This window comes from Dactylosporangium salmoneum, assembly GCF_039532525.1.
Classification (GTDB): Bacteria; Actinomycetota; Actinomycetes; order Mycobacteriales; family Micromonosporaceae; genus Dactylosporangium; species Dactylosporangium salmoneum.
Map to the genome: position 1 here is coordinate 67,061 of NZ_BAAARV010000023.1, position 22,920 is coordinate 89,980.

At 72.0% G+C, this 22,920-nt stretch carries 25 protein-coding genes; 9 read left to right on the top strand and 16 right to left on the bottom strand.

Annotation, left to right across the window (positions count from 1 at the left end; all coding sequences use genetic code 11):
- Positions 1–37: 37 nt before the first annotated feature.
- On the bottom strand, positions 38–2,794 hold the full coding sequence (locus tag ABD352_RS14075) for a cellulose binding domain-containing protein (RefSeq protein WP_344612773.1): 2,757 nt from the start codon (positions 2,792–2,794) through the stop codon (positions 38–40).
- Positions 2,795–2,999: 205 nt separating this feature from the next.
- Here ABD352_RS14075 and ABD352_RS14080 point away from each other — a divergent pair, with 205 nt between their 5' ends.
- Both ABD352_RS14080 and ABD352_RS14085 read left to right on the top strand, forming a co-directional pair.
- Positions 3,000–3,338, top strand: coding sequence for a hypothetical protein (locus ABD352_RS14080; RefSeq protein WP_344612774.1), 339 nt, complete (start codon positions 3,000–3,002; stop codon positions 3,336–3,338).
- 70 nt (positions 3,339–3,408) lie between these two features.
- Positions 3,409–4,458 (top strand): hypothetical protein, encoded by a 1,050-nt coding sequence (locus ABD352_RS14085; RefSeq protein WP_344612775.1) that lies wholly within the window; start codon positions 3,409–3,411, stop codon positions 4,456–4,458.
- A 16-nt stretch (positions 4,459–4,474) separates the two neighbouring features.
- On the opposite strand, the gene ABD352_RS14090 is transcribed toward ABD352_RS14085, so the two are convergent.
- Both ABD352_RS14090 and ABD352_RS14095 read right to left on the bottom strand, forming a co-directional pair.
- Complete coding sequence (locus ABD352_RS14090) at positions 4,475–4,828, bottom strand: DUF1304 domain-containing protein (protein ID WP_344612776.1); 354 nt, start codon at positions 4,826–4,828, stop codon at positions 4,475–4,477.
- Positions 4,825–5,790: an NADP-dependent oxidoreductase gene (locus tag ABD352_RS14095; protein WP_344612777.1), complete on the bottom strand. Its 966-nt coding sequence runs from the start codon at positions 5,788–5,790 to the stop codon at positions 4,825–4,827. The genes ABD352_RS14090 and ABD352_RS14095 overlap by 4 nt, the downstream gene beginning before the upstream one ends.
- 53 nt (positions 5,791–5,843) lie before the next feature.
- On the opposite strand from ABD352_RS14095, the gene ABD352_RS14100 reads away from it, so the two are divergent.
- Complete coding sequence (locus tag ABD352_RS14100) at positions 5,844–6,434, top strand: TetR/AcrR family transcriptional regulator (RefSeq protein WP_344612778.1); 591 nt, start codon at positions 5,844–5,846, stop codon at positions 6,432–6,434.
- Positions 6,435–6,771: 337 nt separating this feature from the next.
- Positions 6,772–7,026, top strand: coding sequence for a hypothetical protein (locus ABD352_RS14105; protein ID WP_344612779.1), 255 nt, complete (start codon positions 6,772–6,774; stop codon positions 7,024–7,026).
- 30 nt (positions 7,027–7,056) lie between these two features.
- On the opposite strand, the gene ABD352_RS14110 is transcribed toward ABD352_RS14105, so the two are convergent.
- A complete protein-coding gene (locus ABD352_RS14110; protein WP_344612780.1) occupies positions 7,057–7,257 on the bottom strand; it encodes a hypothetical protein in 201 nt (66 codons plus the stop codon).
- Between the two features lie 150 nt (positions 7,258–7,407).
- Here ABD352_RS14110 and ABD352_RS14115 point away from each other — a divergent pair, with 150 nt between their 5' ends.
- A complete protein-coding gene (locus tag ABD352_RS14115; protein ID WP_344612781.1) occupies positions 7,408–9,138 on the top strand; it encodes an ABC transporter substrate-binding protein in 1,731 nt (576 codons plus the stop codon).
- On the opposite strand, the gene ABD352_RS14120 is transcribed toward ABD352_RS14115, so the two are convergent.
- Complete coding sequence (locus ABD352_RS14120; protein WP_344612782.1) at positions 9,116–10,060, bottom strand: phosphatase PAP2 family protein; 945 nt, start codon at positions 10,058–10,060, stop codon at positions 9,116–9,118. The genes ABD352_RS14115 and ABD352_RS14120 overlap by 23 nt on opposite strands.
- Before the next feature lie 86 nt (positions 10,061–10,146).
- Here ABD352_RS14120 and ABD352_RS14125 point away from each other — a divergent pair, with 86 nt between their 5' ends.
- Positions 10,147–11,394 carry an MFS transporter gene (locus ABD352_RS14125; RefSeq protein ID WP_344612783.1) on the top strand — a complete coding sequence of 416 codons (1,248 nt, stop codon included), beginning with the start codon at positions 10,147–10,149 and terminating at the stop codon, positions 11,392–11,394.
- A gap of 4 nt (positions 11,395–11,398) precedes the next feature.
- On the top strand, positions 11,399–11,620 hold the full coding sequence (locus ABD352_RS14130; RefSeq protein WP_344612784.1) for a hypothetical protein: 222 nt from the start codon (positions 11,399–11,401) through the stop codon (positions 11,618–11,620).
- Here the strand turns inward: ABD352_RS14130 and ABD352_RS14135 are convergent.
- From ABD352_RS14135 to ABD352_RS14160, 6 genes are all read right to left on the bottom strand, one after another.
- Positions 11,592–12,974 (bottom strand): GGDEF domain-containing protein, encoded by a 1,383-nt coding sequence (locus ABD352_RS14135; RefSeq protein ID WP_344612918.1) that lies wholly within the window; start codon positions 12,972–12,974, stop codon positions 11,592–11,594. The two genes, ABD352_RS14130 and ABD352_RS14135, sit on opposite strands and share 29 nt — an antisense overlap.
- A gap of 2 nt (positions 12,975–12,976) precedes the next feature.
- Positions 12,977–14,173 carry an EAL and HDOD domain-containing protein gene (locus ABD352_RS14140; protein WP_344612785.1) on the bottom strand — a complete coding sequence of 399 codons (1,197 nt, stop codon included), beginning with the start codon at positions 14,171–14,173 and terminating at the stop codon, positions 12,977–12,979.
- A gap of 29 nt (positions 14,174–14,202) precedes the next feature.
- Positions 14,203–15,435: an EAL and HDOD domain-containing protein gene (locus ABD352_RS14145; RefSeq protein WP_344612786.1), complete on the bottom strand. Its 1,233-nt coding sequence runs from the start codon at positions 15,433–15,435 to the stop codon at positions 14,203–14,205.
- Positions 15,436–15,498: 63 nt separating this feature from the next.
- Complete coding sequence (locus ABD352_RS14150; protein ID WP_344612787.1) at positions 15,499–16,173, bottom strand: GNAT family N-acetyltransferase; 675 nt, start codon at positions 16,171–16,173, stop codon at positions 15,499–15,501.
- A gap of 25 nt (positions 16,174–16,198) precedes the next feature.
- Complete coding sequence (locus ABD352_RS14155) at positions 16,199–16,783, bottom strand: hypothetical protein (protein WP_344612788.1); 585 nt, start codon at positions 16,781–16,783, stop codon at positions 16,199–16,201.
- Between the two features lie 70 nt (positions 16,784–16,853).
- Entirely contained in the window at positions 16,854–17,480 is a 627-nt protein-coding gene (locus ABD352_RS14160) for a hypothetical protein (protein ID WP_344612789.1), read from the bottom strand.
- A 20-nt stretch (positions 17,481–17,500) separates the two neighbouring features.
- Between ABD352_RS14160 and ABD352_RS14165 the strand changes: the two genes are divergently transcribed.
- Together ABD352_RS14165 and serA are read left to right on the top strand one after the other, a co-directional pair.
- Positions 17,501–17,695 carry a hypothetical protein gene (locus ABD352_RS14165; RefSeq protein ID WP_344612790.1) on the top strand — a complete coding sequence of 65 codons (195 nt, stop codon included), beginning with the start codon at positions 17,501–17,503 and terminating at the stop codon, positions 17,693–17,695.
- 49 nt (positions 17,696–17,744) lie between these two features.
- On the top strand, positions 17,745–18,941 hold the full coding sequence (gene serA / locus ABD352_RS14170) for a phosphoglycerate dehydrogenase (RefSeq protein ID WP_344612791.1): 1,197 nt from the start codon (positions 17,745–17,747) through the stop codon (positions 18,939–18,941).
- Between the two features lie 69 nt (positions 18,942–19,010).
- Here the strand turns inward: serA and ABD352_RS14175 are convergent, their stop codons facing one another.
- The 5 genes from ABD352_RS14175 to ABD352_RS14195 form a co-directional block, all read right to left on the bottom strand.
- Positions 19,011–19,349: an Imm51 family immunity protein gene (locus ABD352_RS14175; RefSeq protein WP_344612792.1), complete on the bottom strand. Its 339-nt coding sequence runs from the start codon at positions 19,347–19,349 to the stop codon at positions 19,011–19,013.
- A gap of 28 nt (positions 19,350–19,377) precedes the next feature.
- Positions 19,378–19,725: a hypothetical protein gene (locus ABD352_RS14180; protein WP_344612793.1), complete on the bottom strand. Its 348-nt coding sequence runs from the start codon at positions 19,723–19,725 to the stop codon at positions 19,378–19,380.
- A 345-nt stretch (positions 19,726–20,070) separates the two neighbouring features.
- Positions 20,071–20,301, bottom strand: a complete 231-nt coding sequence (locus ABD352_RS14185) for a hypothetical protein (RefSeq protein ID WP_344612794.1) — start codon at positions 20,299–20,301, stop codon at positions 20,071–20,073.
- A 34-nt stretch (positions 20,302–20,335) separates the two neighbouring features.
- Positions 20,336–21,580, bottom strand: a complete 1,245-nt coding sequence (locus tag ABD352_RS14190) for a tyrosine-type recombinase/integrase (RefSeq protein WP_344612795.1) — start codon at positions 21,578–21,580, stop codon at positions 20,336–20,338.
- Complete coding sequence (locus ABD352_RS14195; RefSeq protein ID WP_344612796.1) at positions 21,577–22,599, bottom strand: tyrosine-type recombinase/integrase; 1,023 nt, start codon at positions 22,597–22,599, stop codon at positions 21,577–21,579. Before ABD352_RS14195 ends, ABD352_RS14190 begins: the two co-directional genes overlap by 4 nt.
- Positions 22,600–22,920 lie beyond the last annotated feature (321 nt).

Sequence of the window (22,920 nt, forward strand, 5' to 3'; positions counted from 1 at the left end):
CCCGCGGTTGGCGTCGCGGGGGCCGGCCGGTCGAGGGTCAGCTCACGGAGCAGGCGGTGCCGTTCAGGGTGAACGCGGCCGGCTTCGCGTTGGTGGTGTCGTTCCAGCTGGCGATGAAGCCGAAGTCCACGCTACCGCCACCGGCGGCGATGGTCTTCGTGTAGTCGGCGTTGGTCACGGTCACGCTCGACCCGCTCTGCGCGTAGACGCCGCCCCAGATCTGGGTGATGACCTGCCCATTGGCGTACGTCCACTTGAGGCTCCACCCGTTGACCGCGGTGGACGAGTTGTTCGTGATCTTGACCGCGGCCTGGAAGGCGCCGCCCCACTGCCCGGCGATGCTGTAGGCCACGTTGCACGTGCCGGCCGGGGCCGACGGGGACGGCGACGACGAGCGCGACGGGGAGGCCGACGCGGACGGCGACGTGGACCGCGACGGGGAGGCCGACGCCGACGGCGACGTGGACCGCGACGGCGAGACCGACGCCGACGGCGAGGTGGAGTACGACGGCTGCGGGCCGGTCCGGTCGCCGTAGATGATGCCCCGGCCGTTGGTGCCCAGGTAGACGCGGCCGAAGATCCTCGGGTCGCCGGTGATGGCGTCGCCGATGTTGCCGTACTGATGCTGGTCGTCATTGACGCGCAGCCAGGTGCCGCCGGCGTCGTCGGAGCGGAACACGCCCTTCTTGCCGTCCACCTGCCCGACGATGAACACCGCCGGGTTGGTGCGCCCGGGCGCCGCCTTGCCGAAGCCGACCGCGGCCGCCGCCGACACGGTGCTCAGCTTGGCGAACGAGGTGCCGCCGTTGGTCGAGCGCAGCAGTCCGCCGTCGGCACCGGCCAGCCAGATCTCGCCGGTCGCGCCGGCCACGGCCTTGAACTTGGCGGTGGTGGGCAGGCCGGTGGCCGCCGCGGTGAAGCTGGCGCCGCCGTTGTGGCTGACGTAGAAGGTGCCGCCGGAGTACCCGTAGAAGGTGTTCGGGTCGACCCGGTCGGACTCGACGATCGCGTTCTGCGGGATGCCGCTGGACTGGGTCCAGCTGTTGCCGAAGCCGACCGAGTACACCACGGCGCTGTTCTTCGGCGCCCACAGGAACCGCGAACCGTCGGCGTTCGCCGCGATGGTCCCGCCCTCGTTGATACCGCCCGGCTCGGTGCCCTGGAACCAGTTCGCGCCGCCGTCGGTGGAGAACGCGGCGTGGCTGTCGTTCGGCCGGTCCGAGTCGGTGAAGTTGCCCGCCCGCACGATGACGCTCGGGTTCAGCTCGGCGTAGTCGAGGCTGGTCGTGGTCGTGAACACGGGCGCGGTGAACATCTGCGCCGGCACCGCGTCCAGGTTGGCGTGGCGGAAACCGCCGATGTCGCCGAGGCCCGAGATCAGGGGCGCGCCGGTCGGCGGGCTGATCAGGTCGAGTACCGCGGTCTCCTCCAGCCCCGGCGCCATCGGCTTGATCGTGATCTGGCCGCCGCTGTCCCAGGTGGTCAGGTCGGTGCTGCCGTAGATGGTGGCGCCGGTGCCGTACATGAACCGGTTGGAGTTGAACGGGTCGATCTCCAGCGACTCGTTCATCCAGCCCAGCTTCGGCGTGACCTCCGGCGGCTGCGGGTTCGTCCCGAAGCTGAGCCACGGCGAGCGGCTCGCGTCCATCTTGTACCGGAAGCTCCGGTTGGGGTAGCTGGTCCAGTCCCAGATCCGGGTCCACGTCGCGCCGCCGTCGGTGCTGCGCCAGAAGATCGCGTCGGGCCACCACGACACCTGCGTCGCCACCATGATCGTGTTCGGGTGCTGGCGGTCGATCGTCAGGCCGCTGTAGCCGAAGTAGTCGTCGGAGCTGCTCGACGGCACCGGGCTGATCTGCGTCCAGGTGCCGGTGGCGGTGGCGTACTTCCACACGTCGCCCTTGGCGCCGTCGTAGGGCCCGCCGGTGTCACTGGTGGCGAGGTACAGATATCCGCCGGTGGTGTCGAGCACGCCCTTGTGGGCGATGTACCCCGTCGGCTGCCCCGCCAGCCGCGACCAGGTCGCCCCGCCGTCGGTGCTGCGGTACACCGTGTTCTGCTTGTCGGCCACGCCCACGTAGATCGTCTGCGTCGCGCTGCCCGCCGAGCCGGTCCGCTTGTCGAAGGTGACCCAGACGACGCCCTGGTTGTCCGTCAGGTACCCGTTGCTGTCATTCGGGTCCTGCACGTAGTTGCCGGGGTTGGGGAACGCTGTGACCTTCGCCCACGTGACCCCCGAGTCGGTGCTGCGCCACAGGCCGTTGCCGCTGGGCGTGCCGAGGTACAGGATCGAGTTCTTGTTCGGGTCGACGGCCAGCCGCTCCCCCATGCCCCGGCCCGGCATGTTCCCGCCGAGCTTGAACGGCAGCGCCGTCGCCTGCCACGTGGCCCCCTTGTCGGAGGAGCGCAGCACGGCGCCGTTGTTCGGGTCCCAGGAGTTGGTGTACATCCCGACCGCCGCGTACACCTTGTTGGGATCGACGGAGTCGGTGGCGATGCTGACGACGCCGTTGTACCCCCAGTTGTCCTGCCCGACCCAGTCCAGCAGCGGAATCCACCGGTTGGTGCTCGGATCGAGCCGGTACGCCCCGCCGATGTCGGTCCGCGCGTACACCAGGTTGGCCTGCGACTGATTGAAGATGATGCCCGGCACGAAGCCGCCACCCTCAATCTGCACGTTCTTGAAGGAGTAGGGATCCGCGGCGGCCGCCTCGGCCGGTCGCACGGACATCTGCACGGCCACCCCGACGGCCGCGACCGCCACGGCCGCCGAGGCCAGGGCACCGAGTCTCATCGATCTACTTCGTTGGCGCTGGGGGCTGATTCGCATAGCGCGGATGGTGTGAGCGCTCCCGGTCCCGGGTCAACGCCGCCCCTGCCCCAGGCAGGTCAAGCGCTTCGACACCGTGAAAGTCTCACGAACCCGCACCGGTCGCGAACCCCGTCGGCACCCCGCTCCGGGGAGCGTAATGGGCTCCCGACCAGGAGGATTACCTCTCGTGATGCGCATCGTGATCTCCGGCGCGACCGCGCTGGCCACCCTGCTCACCCCGACCGACGCATCCGCCCGGACCGCCTGGACGGCCGCGGCCCGCGTCACGTTCTCGGGCACCGTCGTCCAGTCCACCCCGGCCGCCCTGACGGTCTCGGTCCGCAACGGCCGGCGCCGCAACAGCCCGCGCAGCGTCACGGTCGCCCCGGGCACCGCCGCCACCATCCGCCTGGACGGCCGCCCGGCGCTGGTGTCCTGGATTCCGCCGGGCGCCCGCGTCACCGTCACGGGCAGCACGACCGGCCCGGCGACCGTCCTGGCCACCGACGTCACCGCTACGCGCTGAGCGTCGTGTTGGAAACGGTGTTCAACACCGGCTAGGTTGCACCGATGACGGCGACAACCTCGGTGGCGCGGTGAGTGCCGCCGCCCGGAAGGCGCGCCCGCTGATCGCCCTGGCCGTGGCCCTGGCGGCGGGCGCCTGGCTGCTGACCACCGTGCACAAGGGGCCTCCCCCGGTGTCGGCCACCGCCTCCGCCTCCGCCGCCCCGCCGGCCGCGCGGAGCACCTCCGCCAAGCTCCCGGACGGCGCCGAGTACACCCCGCTCTTCTACGCCGACGCCGTCACCTCGGTCGGCACCGCCAACGACGCCGCCGACGACCGCCTGGTCCTGCGCTCCCCGTCCGGCGACCGCGAGCTGCGCCGCCTCCCCCGTGAGCGCTTCGCCCAGTTCCTGGGCTTCACCGCCGCCGGCGGCGCGCTCTTCTGGGCCGAGTCGTCCGCCCTGCCCGGCGGCACCTACGAGACCCGCCTCTGGCGCGCGCCGCTGGACGGCTCCGGGCCGCCCGCCTCCCTCACGGCCGACACCGGCGCCGCGGTCTTCTTCGACTCCGAGTACGACCTCGTCGTCGCCGACGACCGCGTCCACTGGGTCGCCGCGCCGCCGGACGACACCCCGCGCACCGAGCTGCGCAGCGTCCCGGTCGCCGGAGGCCCGGTGACCACCACGTACGCCGACGGCCGCTTCCGCCACACCACCTGGCCCTGGCTGCTCAGCGTCGACGACCAGGCCCCGCTGGCGCTGGTCAACCCGCAGTCCGGCGAGCGCCGGGTGGTGACCAAGGCCGCCGCCGAGTCGGTGGTCTGCACCCCGGCCTGGTGCCGCTCGATGGTCCAGGCCACCGACGGGCACCTCTTCGACGTGCGCCACCCGGACGGCACGTCCCGCCGCCGCGTCCCCGGCGACCTGACCGCCATCGCCACGGACAACGCCGTGGCCGGCCGCTACGAGCTGTTCACCGAGCTTCACGGCGACGACGTGCGCCTGGTCGCCTACGACCTGGACACCTCGGAGTCGAAGGTCCTGGCCCCGAACGTGGGCGTGACGGCCGCTCGCGCCGGCGTCGTGTGGTGGGCCGACCGCCCGTCGTCCCCGACCGCGTGGCTGTCGGTCGACCTGCGGTAGCCACCGCCCCGGGCGGCTACCGGGCGGCGAGGACCGCCGCGAGCGCCAGCGCGCCCGGCAGCGCCTGGACCAGCAGGATGCGCCGGTTGGCGGTGGCCGCGCCGTACAGCCCGGCGACGATCACACAGATCAGGAAGAAGACCTCGAAGGCGACGTTCGAGGCGACCAGCCCGTAGACGAGCCCGGCCGCGAGGAACCCGTTGTACAGGCCCTGGTTCGCGGCGAGCGCCTTGCTGGCGGTCGCGAACTCCGCCGTCGTGCCGAACGCCGCCCGCGTCCTCGGCGCCGTCCAGAGGAACATCTCCAGCACCAGGAAGTACAGGTGCAGGACGGCCACGAGCCCGACAAGCACCTCGGCCACGATATTCACGTCCGAGAGCGTACCCGCACCACCAGCTTCCCGGTCTTGTGCCGGGTGGCGAAGTCGGCCAGGGCCCGCACGGCGTCGGCGAACTCGTACCGCTCGTCGATCCGCGCCCGCAGCCGGCCCGCGACGGCGTCCGCGGCGACCTCGGCCATGCCGCCGTGCCGGGCCTCCATGTCCAGGACGAGCCGGACGTCGACCTCGTCGTGGGGTGCCGGCGGCGGGAAGGTGATGGACAGCAGCCGCCCGCCGGGCCGCACCGCCGCGACCAGCGGCTCCAGCCGGTCGCCCGGCAGCACCAGGTTGAGCGCGAGGTCGAAGCCGCCCGGGTAATCGTCGTAGCCGACGGCCTCGGCCGCGCCCAGCGACCGGACCAGGTCGGCGTCGGCGCCGCGCGCGGTCGCCACGACGCGGGCGCCGGCCCGGGCGAGCAGCGGCAGCACCGTGGTGCCGACGCCCCCGGTCGCGCCGACCACCAGGACGCGGGCGCCCGGCTCGACCCCGGCGGTTGCCATGAGCGCCCGGGCCGTGAGCCCGACGGTGGGCAGCGCGGCCGCCTGCTCGACGTCGAGCCCGTCCGGCCGCCGTGCCAGGAACGGCGTCTCGGCCTCGAAGACCGCGTATTCGGCGAGCGCTCCGGTGCCGAGCGACGAGCTGCCCATGTGCCGCAGCGCCCGGGGCGTGGCGAAGCCGAAGATCTCCTCGCCCGCCTCGTAGCGGGTCACCCCGTCCCCGACGGCGCTCACCGTGCCCGCGAAGTCGTTGCCGGGTATGTGCGGGAACGGGAGGTCGACGGCGTCTCGGAAGTCGCCGGAGACGAGCCGCACGTCGGCCGGGTTGATCGAGACCGCGGCGATGCGCACCTGGACCTGCCCCGGACCGGGTTCGGGCACCGGTGCCTCGGCAACGACGTGAATCTCGGGGGGACCGTAACGGTCGGCGACCACTGCCTGCATGAACCGGACCATGCGGTCACGTTAGCCGAAGCGGACCGGGCGGTCAACTTTGTAGGATGGCCGGTGTGAACCGACCGCTGCGGGCCGACGCCGCACGCAACCGGCGCCTGCTGCTGGCCGCGGCGGCCGACGAGTTCGCCGAGCGCGGCCTCGAGGCGTCGATCGCGGACATCGCCAAGCGGGCCGGCATCGGCAAGGGCACCGTGTTCCGGCACTTCGCGACGAAAGAGGACCTGATCGCCGCGATCGTGCTCGACCGGGTCGAGGCGCTGATCGAGACCGGCGAGCACCTGCTGCGGTCGGAGGACTCCGGCGAGGCGCTGCTGGAGTTCCTGACCGTGGCCGCGCAGCAGCGCCAGCAGCGCGACCTCTCCTTCCTGCAGGGCGCGAGCGCCGGCAACGCGGAGGTCTCGCGGCTCCAGGCCCGGCTGCAGGAGACCATCGACCAGCTCGTCGGCCGCGCGCGCGAGGACGGCGCCGTGCGCGGCGACGTCACCGGCACCGACCTGTTCCTGCTCATGTGCGCGCCGAACTACATCGCCGGCTACGCCCACACGGCTGCGCCCGAGCTGTGGCGGCGCTACCTCGCGATCATCTTCGACGGGCTGCGACCCGAGGGCGCGCACCCGCTGCCGCACCCGGCGCCCGAGCGGTGACCCCCGAGCACGTCACCGGCTGGGTCGACGAGCGCCTCGCCGAGGCCGGCCGGCGCCGGACGGGCGACGTCACCGTGCCGCGCCGGCGCCCCTGGGGCACGGTCATGCGGGCGGACACCGACGCGGGCCCCGTCTGGCTGAAGATGCCGGCCCCCGGCACGGTGTTCGAGGTGGAGCTGTACCGCACGCTGCGCCGGCTCGCCCCGGCACAGACCCTCGCCCCGATCGCCGCCGACCCGCCCCTCGGCCGGCTGCTGCTGCCCGACGGCGGCCCTTCGCCGACGGCGGGCGCATCTACGACTGGGGCGACAGCGTCGTCGCCCACCCGTTCTGCTCGATGCTGGTCACGCTGCGCGGCGCGACCAGCACGCGGCTGCGCGACGCGTACCTGGAGCCGTTCACCGACCTGGCCCCGCGCGCCGAGCTGCTGGCCGACCTGCGCAACGCCATGGTCGCCGGCAACGTGATCCGCGCCCTGACCTGGCACCGCGCGCTGTCCGCGGAGGGCTACGAGGCGACCGGCGAGTTCGCCATGGGCCCGTCGGCGCACGTGCGCCAGCTGCTCACCGCGCAGCCGTGGGCCTGCCCCTGAGCAGCCCCGTCCCTGCCCGGGGCCTCGGGACTACTCGTCGACCTGGGTGTTCTCGGTGTCCCGGTCCTCGTCGTGCGAGTGCCCGAGCAGCCCGTCGACCACCGCGTCGATGGGCTGCGCGATGTAGTCGAACGCCGGAACCGCGATCTCCTCCGCCTCGTCCCGGATCGTGTCGATGTCGACGGCGTCGTCCACGCGGGGAACGCCGGTGTGATCATCTGTGGTGGCCATACAGAGCGGATATCCGCCCCCGCGCTTCCTCAAACGTCCGCCGCCCGCCTGCTCGAACGCCCGCCACCACGCCGGGTAGCGACACCGACACGCCGCCGAGTTCCGGCGACTCGCCGCAGGGTGAGAGCTGGCAGAACTACGCTCCGTAGGGTGAAGGTTACGTGGTGTGGTGCGGTCCTCGGCCTGGCGCTCGTGCTGGGCGGATGCGCCGGCAAGGACAACAACGGCGGGGAAGGGTCCGCGGCCGGAGGGTTCGACGCCGGCCTCAGCGAGGTCGTCAACCCCTCGGACGTGGCCGGCGGCACGTTGCGGCTGGCCAGCGCCAACGATGTGGACTCCTGGGACCCGACCAGGTCGTACATCAACGCGGTGTACAACCTGCAGCGGCTGTACGCGCGGACGTTGCTCACGCCGGCGGCCGCGCCCGGGGCGGACGGGCTGGTGCTGCAGCCGGACCTGGCCGAGGCGTTGCCGGACGTGTCGTCGGACGGGCTGACGTACACGTTCCACCTGCGCGACGGGGTGCGGTTCGAGGACGGCAGCGCGATCCGGGCGCAGGACGTGAAGTACGGGATCGAGCGGCTCTTCGCGCAGGACACGCTGTCGGGCGGGCCCACGTACCTGATCGACCAGCTGGATCAGGGGCAGCACTACCCGGGGCCGTACGCGTCGAAGGACGGGCTGCGCTCGGTCTCTGCGCTGGACGACCGGACCATCGTGTTCCGGCTGGCCGAGCCGTTCGCCGACTTCCCGTACCTGCTGGCGATGGGGGTGGCGGCGCCGGTGCCGCAGCGGCTGGACACCGGGGAGCGCTACGGCGACAAGCCGGTGTCGTCGGGGCCGTACCGGTTCGACAGCATCGACTCCGGCAAGAAGGTCGCCTGGGTGCGCAACGACGCGTGGGACCGGGGGACGGACCAGGTGCGGCGGGCGCTGCCCGACCGGATCGAGATGACCATCGGGACCGACCCGGGCGAGATCGACCAGCAGCTGCTCGACGGGACGCTCGACATGGACGCCGGGCAGGGCGGGGTGCAGTCGGGGGTCCAGGCGAAGGTGCTGCTGAACCCGGGGCTGAAGGCGCACGCGGACGAGCCGACGACCGGGTTCGTGCAGTACGCGGCGCTGAGCACCCGGGTGGCGCCGTTCGACGACGCGCACTGCCGGCGCGCGGTGCAGTACGCCGTGGACAAGGGCGCGGTGCAGGCGGCCCGCGGGGGCGCCGTGGCCGGTGGCCAGATCGCGGGCGGGATGCTGCCGCCGGGGATCGCCGGGTACGACGAGGGGCTCGACCCGTACCAGACCCGCAGCGGCAAGCCGCAGCCCGACAAGGCCAAGGACGAGCTGCAGCGGTGCGGCAAGCCGGACGGGTTCGACACGGTGATCGCGGTCACCGGCAGCCCCAAGGCGATGAAGACCGCGGAGGCGGTGCAGGCGTCGCTGGCGCAGGTCGGGATCAAGGCGCGGATCGACCCGTCGGACCCGTCGATGTACGCCCGATCCGTCGTGGGCAGCCCGGACAACGTGCACAAGAAGGGGTACGGCATCATCCTCTCGGCGTGGTCGGCCGACTTCCCGACCGGGTACGGGTTCTACCCGACGCTCATCGACGGGCGGCTGATCCTGCCCAGCGGCAACAACAACTACGCCGAGCTCGACGATCCGCTCATCAACCAGCAGCTCGACCAGGTGCGCTCCGTCGGGGACGGCACCCGGGCGGCAGGGATCTGGCAGCAGATCAACGCCGAGGTGATGGACAACGCCTCGATGGTGCCGCTGACGTACGACAAGGTGCTCAACTATCGCAACCCGCGCCTCACGAACGTCTTCGTCAACCAGTACTACGGCACGTGGGACGTCACCGCGCTGGGCGTCGGCTGACCACCTGCGTCGTCGGCTCCTCGTCGTCCTCGTCCCGATCCGGGGGCGGGACGAGGCTCGGCACCACCCGGTGCACCGTCGCCAGCACCGCCGCGATCACCAGCCCGGCGGTGCCGGCGATGCCGAGGGCGCCCCCGGCGTACGCCGCGAACAGGCGCCGCCGGCTCAGGTCGTCCACCGCCCGGGTGAGGACCTCGTCGGTCAGCCGCATGCAGATCGCGGCGCCCAGCAGCAGGCCGAGGGAGACCAGGGCCAGGAAGACCGTCGTGTAGGTGCTGGCCTCGCCGTAGGTCACGTCGCCGTGGCGGCGCTGGGCCACGATGATGAACAGGCCCGCGGCGGCGGCCCAGGCGCCGACGACCAGCAGCGCGGCCACCGCGTCGCTCGGCCGGTGCCAGCCGGCCGAGAGGGTGGCGACGCCGGCCAGCGAGGCGAAGAGGGCGCCGAGGAGGGCCGCCGCGCCGCGGGCCTTCGCCGGCACGACCAGGACCAAGGCGGCGGCGACGGAGGCGGCGACCGTGGTGTGGCCGCTCGGCAGGCTGTTGCCCGCGGCCGCGCGCTCGAGGTCGACGCCCAGCTCCGGGCGGTAAATCAGCGTCTTCAACACCTGCGTGGTGACGTTCGACCCGGCGATGAGCAGCATCGCGCCGGCGGCGAGGGCGACCCGGCGGCGGGCCAGGGCGATGAAGCCGATCACGATGGTGGCGGCGCCCAGCGACACGGCGGAGATGCCGTTGAGGGTGGTGTGCACGAGGGAGGCGACCCGGACCCGGCCGATGCTGTTGCCCGTGATCGCGACGAAGTCCAGTAACTGACCGTGCTCGCTCTGTACGAAGAACCGCCACACGGCGACGAAGCCCGCCGCCTCCAGGGCCGCGACCAGCAGCAGCCACAATCCCAGCCCGATGGGCCACCCACGCATGGCTGGCAAGATAGCCCACGGCCGCGAATTGCGCTCACCGCGATTTTCATTGCCGCGTCGGTACCGCATGAGCTGTGCTGGCATCCATGCTCCTCACCCCCTACCGTCCCGTCCTCGGCCACCCGGTGCTGCGGCGTGTCCTGCCGGGGCTCGCCGTGTCCGCGCTCGGCGACGGCATGTCGATCGTGGCCGTCGGCTGGCTCGCCCTGCAGCTGGCCCCCGAGGAGCAGCGCGGCGCCTGGGTGGCGGCGGCGGTAGCGGCGTACTCCCTGCCGAGCGCCCTCGGCGGCGTCGCCCTCGGCCGCTTCCTGCGCCATCGCCCCGGCGCGCAGCTCGCCGGCTGGAACGCGACCCTGCGCGCGGCCGGCCTCGGCGCCGTCGCGATCGCGTACGCGGCCGGCGCCCTGCCGCTGTGGCTCTACGTCGCCCTGCTGGGCGTCTCCTCGCTGCTGGCCGCGTGGGGCTCCGCCGGCCGCTACACCCTGATCGCCGAGGTGCTGCCGAAGGAGCACCACCTGGCGGCCAACGGCGTGCTGAGCGCCATCGCCGAGTTCGCCACGATCGTCGGCCCGCCCCTGGCCGGCCTGCTGATCGGGTGGACCAACGCGGCCCTGGTCATCGCCCTGGACGCGGCCAGCTTCGCGCTGCTGGCCGCCACCTACCGCTGGGCGATGCCGGCGACGGCCAAGAAGCCGGAGCGGGCGCCGGACCGGCCCGCGACGGGCAGCCGCACCCAGCGGGCGCTGCTGGCGCTGTCGTTCGCCTTCTTCCTGCTCTTCGGCCCCTTCTACACCGCGATGCCGATCCACGTCGCCGAGGACCTGCACGCCCCGGCCACCCTGCTCGGCGTCTACTACACGGCCTTCGGCGTCGGGGCGGTCGTCGGCGGGCTCGCGGCCGCGCACCTCAGGCGGCTCCCCCTGTGGCCGGCGATGACCGGGATCGTGGTCGCGTTCGGGGTCGCCATGCTCCCGCTCGGGCTCGGCGCTCCGCCCGGCCTCGCCCTGCCGGCGTTCGCGGTCGCTGGGCTGTGCTGGTCGCCGTACCTCTCGACGGTCATGGCGCTGTTCCAGGCCACCACCCCGGCCGACCGGCTCCCCCAGGTGCTGGCCGCGTTCGGCACGATCACCGTGATCGCGGTGCCGCTCGGCACGGCCGCCGGTGGGCCCCTGGTCGGCGCCGTGGGCGCGGCCGGCACGCTGCTGCTGAGCGCCATCGCCATGATCGTGCTCGGGTTGATCGCGGCATCTGTCATCATCTTCCGGTTCGCACGGAACGCGGCAACGGACCACGCATGGGAGGAAACGCACCCCGATGGGTATAGCGAGCGTTGACCGGGTGAGGGGGCGATGGGACATGGTGCTCGTGGGCTACACGGTGGAGGCGACCGACGGCGAGGTCGGCGCGATCGACCGGCGGACGTACGACGGCCGGCAGGTGCTCGTCGCCGGCGACGACGGCGAACTGTTCAAGGTCGACGTCAACACCGTCGAGCGGATCGACCACCGCGACCACCGCATCTATCTCGGCGTCAGCCGGCGAGAGCTCCAGCCTCGCTGAACCGGTTGCGGCCCGCGCGCTTGGCCTCGTACAGGGCCACGTCGGCGCGGGCCAGCAGCTCGTCGGAGGTCTCCCGGCCGTCCCAGCGGGCGACGCCGGCCGAGAAGGTCTGGGAGAGCGGCGTGACCTCCATGAGGCGCCGCACGATCGGCAGCGGGTCGGCACCCGGGAGCAGGGCCACGAACTCCTCCCCGCCGTAGCGGGCGAGGGTGTCGGTGCGGCGCAGCACCCCGCTCCAGGCCGCGGCGGCCGACTTGAGCAGCCGGTCGCCGGCCGGGTGGCCGTGCTCGTCGTTGTACCGCTTGAAATGGTCCAGGTCGATCATGACCACGGTGAGGCCGGAGCCGCCCCGGCGGGCCCGCTCGACCGCGGCCGGCAGCTCGGCGTTCCAGGCCCGGCGGTTGGGCAGGCCGGTCAGCTCGTCGGTGAGGGACAGCTCGCTGACCCGCCGGGTCTGCGCCTCCAGCTCCCGCAGCAGCCGCATCATCCGTACCACCACGAGCAGGAACAGCGCGATCGAGCTCAGCGCGATCGGCAGCGCGTCGTCCAGGTCGTGAGCCGCGATCTCGCCGAGCATGAGCACCGGGGAGATGAGCGAGGCCGCGGTGAGCAGCGCGAGCCGGGCGGCGCCGAGCCGGCGGTGGTCGCGGGTGACCTCGACCGTGCGCCCTGCCGAGGGGTCGAGGGCGGAGAGCCCGATGAGCGCGTACGCGACCAGGTAAGCGGCGCCGAGCAGCCGGTGCTCGAAGTGGTTGGGCTCCACGCCCAGGGTGTTGACCACGGCCCAGGCCGCGTCGCCGGCCAGGAACAGCATCATGGCCGCGCTGAGCAGCCAGAAGGACCGGGTGCGGGCGCCCGCCCCGAAGAGCAGCCGGGCCAGCATGGCCAGCACGAGCACGTCGCCGGCCGGGTAGGCGACCGCGACGGCGGCGGCCAGCGGGTCGGCCCCGGAGCCGTCCAGGGCCGGGCGGACCATGAAGACCCAGGCGAGCAGGCCGAGGCCGACGGAGACGGTGGCGGCGTCGAGGATCGCGCTCCAGTCGCGGGCCTCGCTGCGCCGCCGGATGATCCGCAGGAGGCCGAGCGCGACCGCCGGGTAGAGCGTCAGGTAGCCGGCGTCCTGCCACGACGGCGAGGCGTAGGCGTGGTTGACGTGCAGCTGGTAGGCCTCGTAGAGCATGCCGCCGGCGTTGGCGGCCACCCCGATGCCGAAGCTCCACATGCGGCGGCGCAGCAGGACGTACGCCACCAGCCAGCCGGTGAGCACCTGCACGCCGACCTGCCACCAGGTGCCGTCGGGCACGGCGAAGGAGAGTGCGACGAGCGCGGTCTCTGCCGCGAGGTAGGACCGCATGGTCAACGCGACACCGGCTCGGGCTCGGCGAGCGAGGCGTTGGTCCAGCTGAGCGCGGCGAGCAGTTCGCCGCGCAGGTCGGCGCCGACGCCACGCTGGTAGGCCTGCACGTCGCGCAGGACGGCGCCCAGCTCGCCCCGGCCGTGCGCGACGGCGTCGGCGACGTCCGCGGTGAGCGCGAGATGGTCGGTGAGCTCGCCGGGCGGGCCGCCGAGCAGCTCGCCGATGGCGGAGAGCAGCCCGACGGTGAACGCGGTGGCGCCGTCGCCGCAGCCCCGGCGCTCGGCGACGGTCTGGCACATGCGGGCCCGCACGACGATGTCGCTGAGCAGGGACTCGTCGCCGTCGGCGAGGTCGGCCGCCACCATGAGCGTCGCCCACTGGCGCACCTGGGGGACCCCGAGCAGTACGACCGCCTGGAAAATCGACGAGACAGGCTGCTTGAGGCCGCTGGCCGCGTTGTTGACCCCGCGCAGGATGCGGATCGCCAGGGCCGGGTCGCGCTCGATGGTGGCCACGGCCCGGTCCAGGTCGATCTCCTCGGCGGACAGCTCGGTGAGCAGCCGGATGCGGGCCAGCCGGATCGGGCTCAGGGCGTGCGTGGTGACGAGGTGGGGCCGGGCGAGCTCGTGGCCCTGGAAGAGCTGGAAGCGCAGCCGGTGGGCCAGCTCCAGCTGCTCGCTCGTCTCGATGCGCTGGGCGACGAGCCGGATGCGCGGGATGCGCCGGCACTGGTCGACCAGCCGCGCGACGGCGTGCCGGTCGCCGGTCCGCATGTCGATCTTCACGTAGTGGGCGTGCGGGAGCAGCCGCGCCGCGGCCGGGTCGCCGGTGAAGCTGTCGATCGCGAGCCGATGGCCCTGCCCGCCCAGCACCGCGGCGCCCTCGACCACCTCGTCGTCGATCTCCATCCCGCTCATGACCTCCAGGACGGCCCGGCCCGGCGGGAACGGCAGCGGCAGCTCGCCCACGAGGAACTCCCGGGTCAGGTTGATGAAGCAGCCCCGGTCGCCGACCAGCTCCTCGATGCCGAAGGCGGTGAACGCCTCGACGATGACGCGGCTGGTGGCGACGCTGTCGCGCGCGGTCGCGTGGTCGGCGTGCGGGCCGTCGCGGAACAGCAGCTCGTAGGCCGCCAATTGGCGCTTGTCGGCATAGAGCGCCTGGCGGCCGATGTACACGGGGCGTGAGCTGTCCACGTCTGGATATCGGCCGCGAGAACGGAGATTCAAGCCGGGCGGGCCCGCGGGGCGATGATCTGCCCGGTGTAGGCCACGGCGTCGAGGTACGCCCGCGCGGTGTCCTCGACCGGCAGCGGGGCGGCCAGCAGCATCGGCAGGTCGGACGCCTCGTAGGCGGCGACGAGGGACAGCAGCTCGCCGAGCGGCCCGGCCCCGTCGACCATGGCCTCGGTCACCTCGGCGCTGAGCGAGAGGCGCACGGCCAGCTCCGCGGCGCCCTGCCCGAGCAGCTCGGCCACGGCGGAGACGAGCCCGACGGTGAACGCGGCCTCGGGCGGCAGGTCCATCCGCCCGGCGATGTTCTGGCACATCCGGGCCCGGGTGATCGCCGCCGACAGCTGGTGGGTGCCGGGGTCACCGGGGCCGTCGAGGTCGCTGACGAGCATCAGGGTGGCCCAGTCGCGCAGCCGGTCGACGCCGAGCAGCAGGACCGCCTCGTGCACCGAGGAGACCTTGACCGGCAGGCCGAGGGAGTCGGCGTTGGCCGCGGCCATGAGCCGCAGGCTGAGCGCCGGGTCGCTGGTGACGAGACCGACCACCCGCGCCAGCGGGATGCTCGGCCCGACCAGCAGGCTCAGCAGCTCGACCCGGGCCAGCCTCGACGGCGACAGGGCGGCGGCGCTGACCACCTGCGGGCGGCCGAGCACGTAGCCCTGGAAGTAGTCGAACCCCAGCTCCCGCGCGTGCTCGAGCTGCCGCGGCGTCTCGAGTCGTTCGGCGACCATCTTCACGCCCGCGTACTTCCGGCAGCGCTCCACCGTCGCGACGAGCTCCTCGGGCTCGGTCTCCAGCACGTCGATCTTCACGTAGGCGGCGAGCTCCAGCAGCGGCTCGTGGCCGAGGCCGAAGACGTAGTCGTCCAGCGCGATGCGGTACCCCTGGCGGACCAGGCCCTCGACCGCGGACACGACCTCGTCGTCGATCTCGACCGTCTCCAGGATCTCGAGCACCACCTGCTCGGCGTCGAACGGCAGCGGCAGGTCGCCGACCAGGAACTCCCGGGTGAGGTTCACGAAGCACAGCGCCCGGCCGCACAGCGGCTCGATGCCGATCTCGGTGAAGGCGGTGATCAGGACCCGGCTGGTGGCGTACGCGCCCCGCTCGTCGGCGTCGACCGCGGCCGCGTCACCGCGGAACAGCAGCTCGTAGCCGTGGACGTCGCCGTCTCGGTCGAAGATCGGCTGGCGGCCGACGTGCACGGCACCGGAAGCGGGGAACATACCGCACACATCGTCGCGGCCGGCGCGGATCTGCGGGATTTCCGCGGGCGCGTTGCGCGCGTCTCAGGCGGCGCCGGCGAGGGCGTGGACCTTCCACCCGAGGTCGGGGAAGCCGGAGGCGACGGCCACGTGGGCGCTCGCGGTGTTCGCGGGGTCGTGCAGATATATCGGTACCGCACCGGCCGCCACGATCCGCCGGGCCGTCCGGGCCACGAGCCGCCGGGCCAGCCCCTGCCCGCGGGCCCGCTCGGCGGTGCCGACCGAGATCTCGACGCCGGTCGGGTCGTGCGGCTTGAGCCCGACGCCGGCCAGGTACTCCCACGTGCCCGGCTCCCGCGCGACGAGCACCTCGCCGGGAAAGGGCCGCAGCCACTCCGGCAGGCCCGGCCCGTCGGAGGGCTCCCACGCCCCGGCGTCGGGCAGGTCGGCCGGGGCCTCGGTCCAGCGGAAGACGCCGGTGAAGCAGTGCTGCTCGGGCCGGCCGACGAGGCCGGGCAGCTCGGCCGCGAGGGCCGCCTCCAGCTCTCCGGGCGCGAGGCCGGCGACGAGCGCGGCGACCGCCTCGCGGCTGGCCGGCGGCACCGACAGCACCCCGTTGCCGGCCGCGTCGGTCACGCCGAGCGCCCGCTGCTCCCCGCCGTCCCACCGCGGCTTCTCCCGTTGAGGGCTGCCCACGACGAGCACTCCCCCGGGGGACGGCCAGCTTCCGAGCCACACACGCAGGAACCGATCGAGCACTAGGGCATATTAGGACTTGGGCAGATCAGGGTTGGGCACGGTACTGCCCGTTGAGCGCCTCGGCGACGCGCTTGGTCCAGTCGGCCGGGCCGTCCACCGCCCAGTTGTCCCCGAGCGCCATGAACAGCGGGCCGCGGGACCCGGCCAGGGTGTTCCACTCGGCCTCGACCTCGGTGTGCGCCTCGTAGACGCCCACGCCCACCGTCGCCCCGGCGGCGACGCAGCGGCCCCGGCCGAGCGCATCGCCGTCGTCGCCGAGCGCCTCGTAGGAGTCGCACGACAGGCCGTGGCGGTCGAGGTACTGCACCAGCGCCTGCGGCGAGGGGAACCGCTGCGGCGGGGTCTCGGCCGCCGCCGCCGGCTCCTTGTCGATCCGGCCGATGAGCACGACCACCACGCCGACCGCGACGACGACGCCGACCGCGAGGGCGGCGATCAGCCCGACCGGCGGGCGGTGCACCGGGTGCTCCTTCGGCGGCGGGGGCGGCAGCGGCTGGGTGGCGGCCCCGAGGTCCAAGTCCGCCGGCGGGGGCAGGGGCTGCGTGACGGCCTCGTCATCGGGCACCGGCTCGGCCAGGTGGTCGAGGGGCAGGTGGGGCTGCTCGGTCACGCGAGAAAGCTACCCTGGCCGGTTCGCCGACTGCGCACACCCGAACGGCCAGACTTTGCACGGCAGGACGTCAGGCCGCCGGCAGCCGCACGGCGACCTCCTCGCCGAGCCGGGCGCCACCTTGCAGCTCCAGGTCGTCGCCGCTCCAGAACTTGCCCGGGTCGTACCAGTTCGCCCGCCGGCCCGGGGCCAGCAGTCCCATCTCCTCGTAGGTGACGGCCACCACCTCGGCGCAGTAGGCGGTCTCCAGCGTGCCGGACGCCTGCTCGCGCAGGTGGGGCAGGCGGCCCTTGAACCAGCGGCCGGCCAGCCGGGCGGTCGAGGGGAACGGGGTGCCGTCGAGGCGGGCGACGGTGCGCAGGGCCGCGTCCTCCATCGCCGGTCCGGCCTCCGGGAACAGCTGACGCAGCCAGGCCCGCTGGCCGTAGCGGCGGCCCCAGACGAGCACCGCGTCGCGCAGGTCGTGCAGCTGGACCCCGCGCTGGTGGGTGCCGGCCCACAGGTCGGGCAGGGACTTGCCGAGCTCGGCGTGCCACATGAGCGGCGGCATGTCGTCGAGGACGACCGCCATGCCGACGTGGTTGACCGGGCTGTTGGTCAGCGTCTGGATCGCCCGGTCGGCGGCGGTGCGGCCGCGGAACACCCACACGTCACCCGTGCGTGTCATCTGCACGGCCTCATCGAGATCGACCATCACCGGTACTACCCTAGGGCCTCATGCGGATCAAATGGTGGAAGGTCGTGGGGCTGGCCGGTGTCGTCGGCGTGGCCGCGACGGGTGTCATGGTCGCCCGGGCGGAGCGGCGGCGGCGCGCGTACACGCCCGAGGAGGTGCGGGCCAAGCTGCGGGAACGGCACGATTCCGCCCAGCCGGCGGTGACGAGTCGCGGCTCACGTACCAGTAGTCCCTGAGGTCACATAGGGTGGTGCTGTGCTGCCACTGACTTCCCAGGGAGACCCCATGCGGGTCCTGTTCCTCGAAAACATCCACCCGATCGCGGTCGAGCGGATGCGCTCCGAGGGCTACGAGGTCGAGACGATCGGCCGCGCCCTCGACGAGGAGGAGCTCATCGCCAAGCTCGACGGGGTACATCTGCTTGGCATCCGGTCCAAGACCCAGGTCACCGCCAATGCCCTGGCCTCCGCCACCCAGCTGCGCGCCATCGGCGCCTTCTGCATCGGCACCGACCAGATCGACCTGCGCACCGCCGCGGAGTCCGGCATCGCCGTGTTCAACGCGCCGTTCTCCAACACCCGCAGCGTGGTCGAGCTGGCCATCGCCGAGATCATCTCGCTCACGCGGCGGCTCACCGAGAAGAACGCCGACATGCACAACGGCGTCTGGAACAAGGACGCGGTGGGCTCCCACGAGATCCGCGGCCGGTCCCTCGGCATCGTGGGCTACGGCAACATCGGCACGCAGCTGTCGGTCCTCGGCGAGAACCTGGGCCTGCGGGTGTACTTCCACGACACCAGCGAGCGGCTCGCGCTGGGCAACGCCGTGCGCTGCAACTCCCTCGACGAGCTGCTCGAGCTCTCCGACATCGTCACCCTGCACGTCGACGGCCGCCCGGGCAACAGCGGCTTCTTCGGCGAGGAGCAGTTCGCCAAGATGCGCCCGCACAGCATCTTCCTGAACCTCAGCCGCGGCTTCGTCATCGACCACGAGGCCCTGCGCCGCCACCTCGACAACGGCCACCTCGCGGGTGCCGCCGTCGACGTGTTCCCGAAGGAGCCCAAGGGCAAGGGCGACGAGTTCGTCTCGTCCCTGCGCGGCCTGCCCAACGTCATCCTCACGCCGCACATCGGCGGCTCGACCGAGGAGGCGCAGTCCGACATCGGCTCGTTCGTCGCCGAGAAGCTGCACAAGTACGTCGCGGAGGGCTCCACGACGCTCAGCGTCAACCTGCCGTCCCTCAACCTGCAGCAGCTGCCGGAGACGCACCGCATCGCCCTGCTGCACCACAACGTCCCGGGCGTGCTGGCCGAGGTGAACAGCATCTTCGCCGGCCACAAGGTGAACGTGGAGGGCCAGATCCTGGCCACCCGCGGCGAGTACGGCTACCTGCTCACCGACATCGCCATCGACTACCCGCAGGAGATCCTGGCCCAGCTGGCCGAGATGGCCACGACGGTCCAGGTCCGCGTCCTGTCCTGACAACCGGTCATTCCCCGAGATATCCGGCGCCTGAGGTGCCGGATATCTCGGCCCGGTGACACCGCGACCTCAGTCGTCGAACTCGTAGCCCCGCTCGTCGGCGAGCGCGACGAGCCGCCGCAGCCGGTCCGCATCGTTCGCGACCAGGCTCATGAGGCCGCCGAGCCGCTCCAGCGCGGGCAGGTCTGTGCCATAGGCGACGAACATGCCGCCCTCGGGATCATATTTGAAGCGGCCCTCCAGGTCGGGCGCCTCGGTGGCGACGAGCAACGCGGCGACCCCCTCCCAGAAGTAGCCGTTCGGCTCATGGCCGAGCTCCTCCGCGACCTCGTCGACGGCCGTGCTCCCGGCGTCCAGCAGCAGCGAGTACGCGCCCGGCCGCGTTTCCAGCATCTTCAGTGGCTCCACCACCACATCGTAAGATCACCCCGCGCGCCTACAGCGCTACCTCGCTCCAGGCGAACGCGGTGCGCCACTCCGACCCGCCGAGCAGGTACGACTGGAACGCCCGCCGCACCTGTTGCAGCGTGACCTGTCCCTCGGCACGGAACTGCTGACCGCGCTCGCGGTACTCCAGCACCCAAGGGTCAGAACCGTGGGCCTGCATGAAGGCCGCGCACGCCGCGCCCGGCTCCCATGCGTCGCCGGCCTGGATGAACTCCTCATCGGACGCACTGAGAGCGGCAAACTTGCCGAACGCGTCCGATGCGAGCAGCTCGTCCAGCGTTGCCGCGTTCACGTCCGGCGCAGCGCCCAGATCTTCGGTGGTCAGTGTCATCGCCACGAACGAACTCCTGTCGTTGAACCCGCTACTCGCTGCACATCCGCCAACGGCAGCCTTGTCCTTGTTGACAAGCTCAGATGAATGGGCCATCGAGTACCGCGTATCCCTCGAAGTTCCCGAACCTTTCGACGAATTCCCTAGAATTCGCTGCGGAGAGTTTTACGAAGGTCATCCGTTGTCCATTCTCGACGGTCCGGTCCCGTCCCCGGCTGGGTGGCGCCGCCAACCGGAGGTTGCCTTTGGAGCCCGGCGCAAAGCGTAACGGTGAGCGCACCCTCATCGCGGCATTATGCAGGTAATCCTTGTCAAGGGGTCTGGTGAAGTTGCTCCTTGGGAGGGGGCTGGTTATGGGGTTGGCGGAGGTTGGAAGAGCTCGCCGTCGGTGTCGCCGCCGAGGAGGAAGGTGAACCGGGCGAGGTCGGTCTTGAGCTGGTTGATGTCGTAGGCGGGGTGGCCGACATAGCTGATCAGGGATGCGTTGAGGTGGTCGTGGTCGCTGATGAGCCAGGCGTTGAGGAACTCGAGGAGTTCGGTGAGTTCGGCTGCGTGGTCGTGGGCGAGGTTGACGCCGTGCATGGTGGGGCCGCCTTCCGGTGGGCCGGGTTGGGGGTCAGGATGCTTGGTCGTCGAGGCGGGTCAGGAGCTGGTTGAACAGGTCAGCGCGGTGGGTCTGGTTGTGGTCGGCGGCGTGGTTGTGCTGGCGTTGCAGGGTGGGCCGGAACTCGATGCTGGTTTGGAAGAAGGTGCAGGTTTCGCAGATGGCTTCGAAGGCGCAGTCGAGTTCGGGTGGCCGGGTGCAGTAGCCGTTGCCGAGGAGGCGGTGGTGTTCGCGGCGTAGCCGGGCCATGTGGGGGCCGATGGTGTCGGCGGGGAGTGGTTTGCCTTGCTGGTAAAGGGATTCGACTTTTTCGGTGACGGCGAAGTATTCGTCGGCGACGGTGCGGTTGGCGATTTTGGCGTAGCGGAGGGTCATGTCCATGCTGCGGTGGCCGAGGAGTGCGGCGATGGCTTCGAGGCTCATGCCGCGGTTGATGGCCTGGGTGGCCAGGGTGTGGCGGAGTTGGTGGGGGTGGATGTGGGGCAGGCCGGCGTCGGTGCCGGCTTTGTTGATGAGGCGGGTGACGGTGTGCCGGTCCAGTGCCCGGCCGTTCTCCCGCGGTAGCAGCAGCGGGTTGTCGGCTGTGACGTGCGCGGCGCGGTAGTCGCCGATCAGGGTGATCAGGTGCGGGTGCAGGGGCAGGTAGCGGTCCTCGTGGAGTTTGCCGACCGGGACGTGCAGCCAGTGCGCCGCGCCGATGAGCACGACCGCGTCGGCGGTGAGCGCGGTGAACTCACCGACTCGTAGTCCGGTGCGCAGCAACACTTCGACGACGACCCGGACCAGCATTCTGGGTTGGTTCTGCGCGGCGCGCAGGAGTTTCGCGGCGGCCGGGTCGTCGAGGGCTTTGGGCAGTGGGTGGTCCTGGCGGGGCAGGTCGGCGGGGATGATCGGCACGCGGGCCGGGGCTTCGGGCCAGTCCCAGTCGCTGATGCGGACGAAGAACATCCGCAGCGTGCCGAGCCGGTGCGCGAGGGTCGCCGGGGTGAGCCGGGCGGTGCGACGGCCGGGCCGGGCCGCCAGCCAGCTGCGGAAGTCCTCGATGTGGTGACGGCGGACGTCGGTGACGTGCCGGACGTCAGGGGCCTGCTCGGCAAGGAACACAGCGAAGGACCGCAGGGCCTGGTCGGTGTTACGGACGCTGCCGGGGCGCAGGATCACCTGCAGTTGCTGCAGATAACGGCGCATCGGCGCGGCGATGTCCGGGACGGCGGTGACGAGGTGGTCCCAGTCGGGGAACTGCTGGACGCCGGTCATGGCCGGTCTCCGTCCACGATGGACAGGACGGAGCTGCCGATCGGGGAAGGTTTGCCGGGCAGCAGCTGAGCGTCGATGGCTTCGGCGGCGCGCCGGTATTGCGATGCCAGCCAGTCATCGGCGAGATGCAGATAGATCCGGGTGGACTCGATCGAGGCGTGCCCGGCCTGGGCCTGGACCGCCTCGAGGGCCATCCCGGCTTCCCGCAGCCGGGTCAGGCAGGTGTGCCGCAGCTGGTGGCAGGTGGCCTGGGTCAGCCCGGCCCGGGCCCGGGCGGAGTCGAGGATCTGGTCCAGGCCCGCCGGTGACAGCGGCCGGCCCCGCCGCGGGCCTTTGAGGACCACGAACACCCGGTCGGTGCCGGCGTCCGGCGGCCGTTCGCCGTCCAGATAGGCAGCGAGGGAGGCGAAGAACCGGCCGGACACGGGGATCTGGCGCTGATGCCCGCCTTTACCCTCGGCGATGAACACCCGCCGCGCCGGCACCTGCAGATCCGTCAGCCGCAGGCCGAGCACCTCGCAACGACGCAGCCCGCCCAGCACCATCGCCTCGGCCATCGCCCGGTCCCGCCAGGTCCGCAACGCTCCCAGCAGCGCATCAACCTGCCCCGGTTCCAGGATCCGCGGCAACGTCCGCGGCGTGCGGACCAGCGGCACCCCCTGACGCGGCCGCTGCCGCTCCCGCCGGGTCGGCAACCCCCGCGGCACCGGATTCCCGGCAACGTCCCCCCGCGCCTGCAGAAACGCGAACAGCCCCGACACACTCGACAGCCGCCGCCGCACCGTCCGAGCCGACACCCCGCCACCATCACCGGCCACCTGCAGACGGCGGGCCGGGCCACCGGCATACTGCGCCGTCACGAACGCCAGCACATCCCCCGCGACCACCCGCCGCGGCGACTTCCCGACCGCGGTGAAGAACACCTTCAGGTCATACGCGACCGCCACGACCGTGTTCGGCCGCGACCGCACCGCCAAAAACTCCAGATACGCGTCCAGCAACGCCACCCCGAACCGCACGACAAGATCGCCAGCCGCGTTCCGAGACCGAAACAGACGCAGAGCACCCCACGACATACAGGAACCCCTCTGCCGACCTATCGGCACAAACCAGCCGAAGGTGAAGGAGAATTACCTGCATATCAAGCATGTGCGGATGTACCGAGGTCGGCGCGGAGTCCCCTTAGGCCGAAGATCAAGAGCAGAAAGCCACAGGCATTTTCAAATTTTGGGGAAAAACAATGATTTGAGGCGAGTGCGAGGAGTCTGCGGACGCGACTTGCCTGTCGCGGTCGGTGGTCACCGCACGCTGTTCTGCGCAAGGTTCGGGGGCTGGCGGGA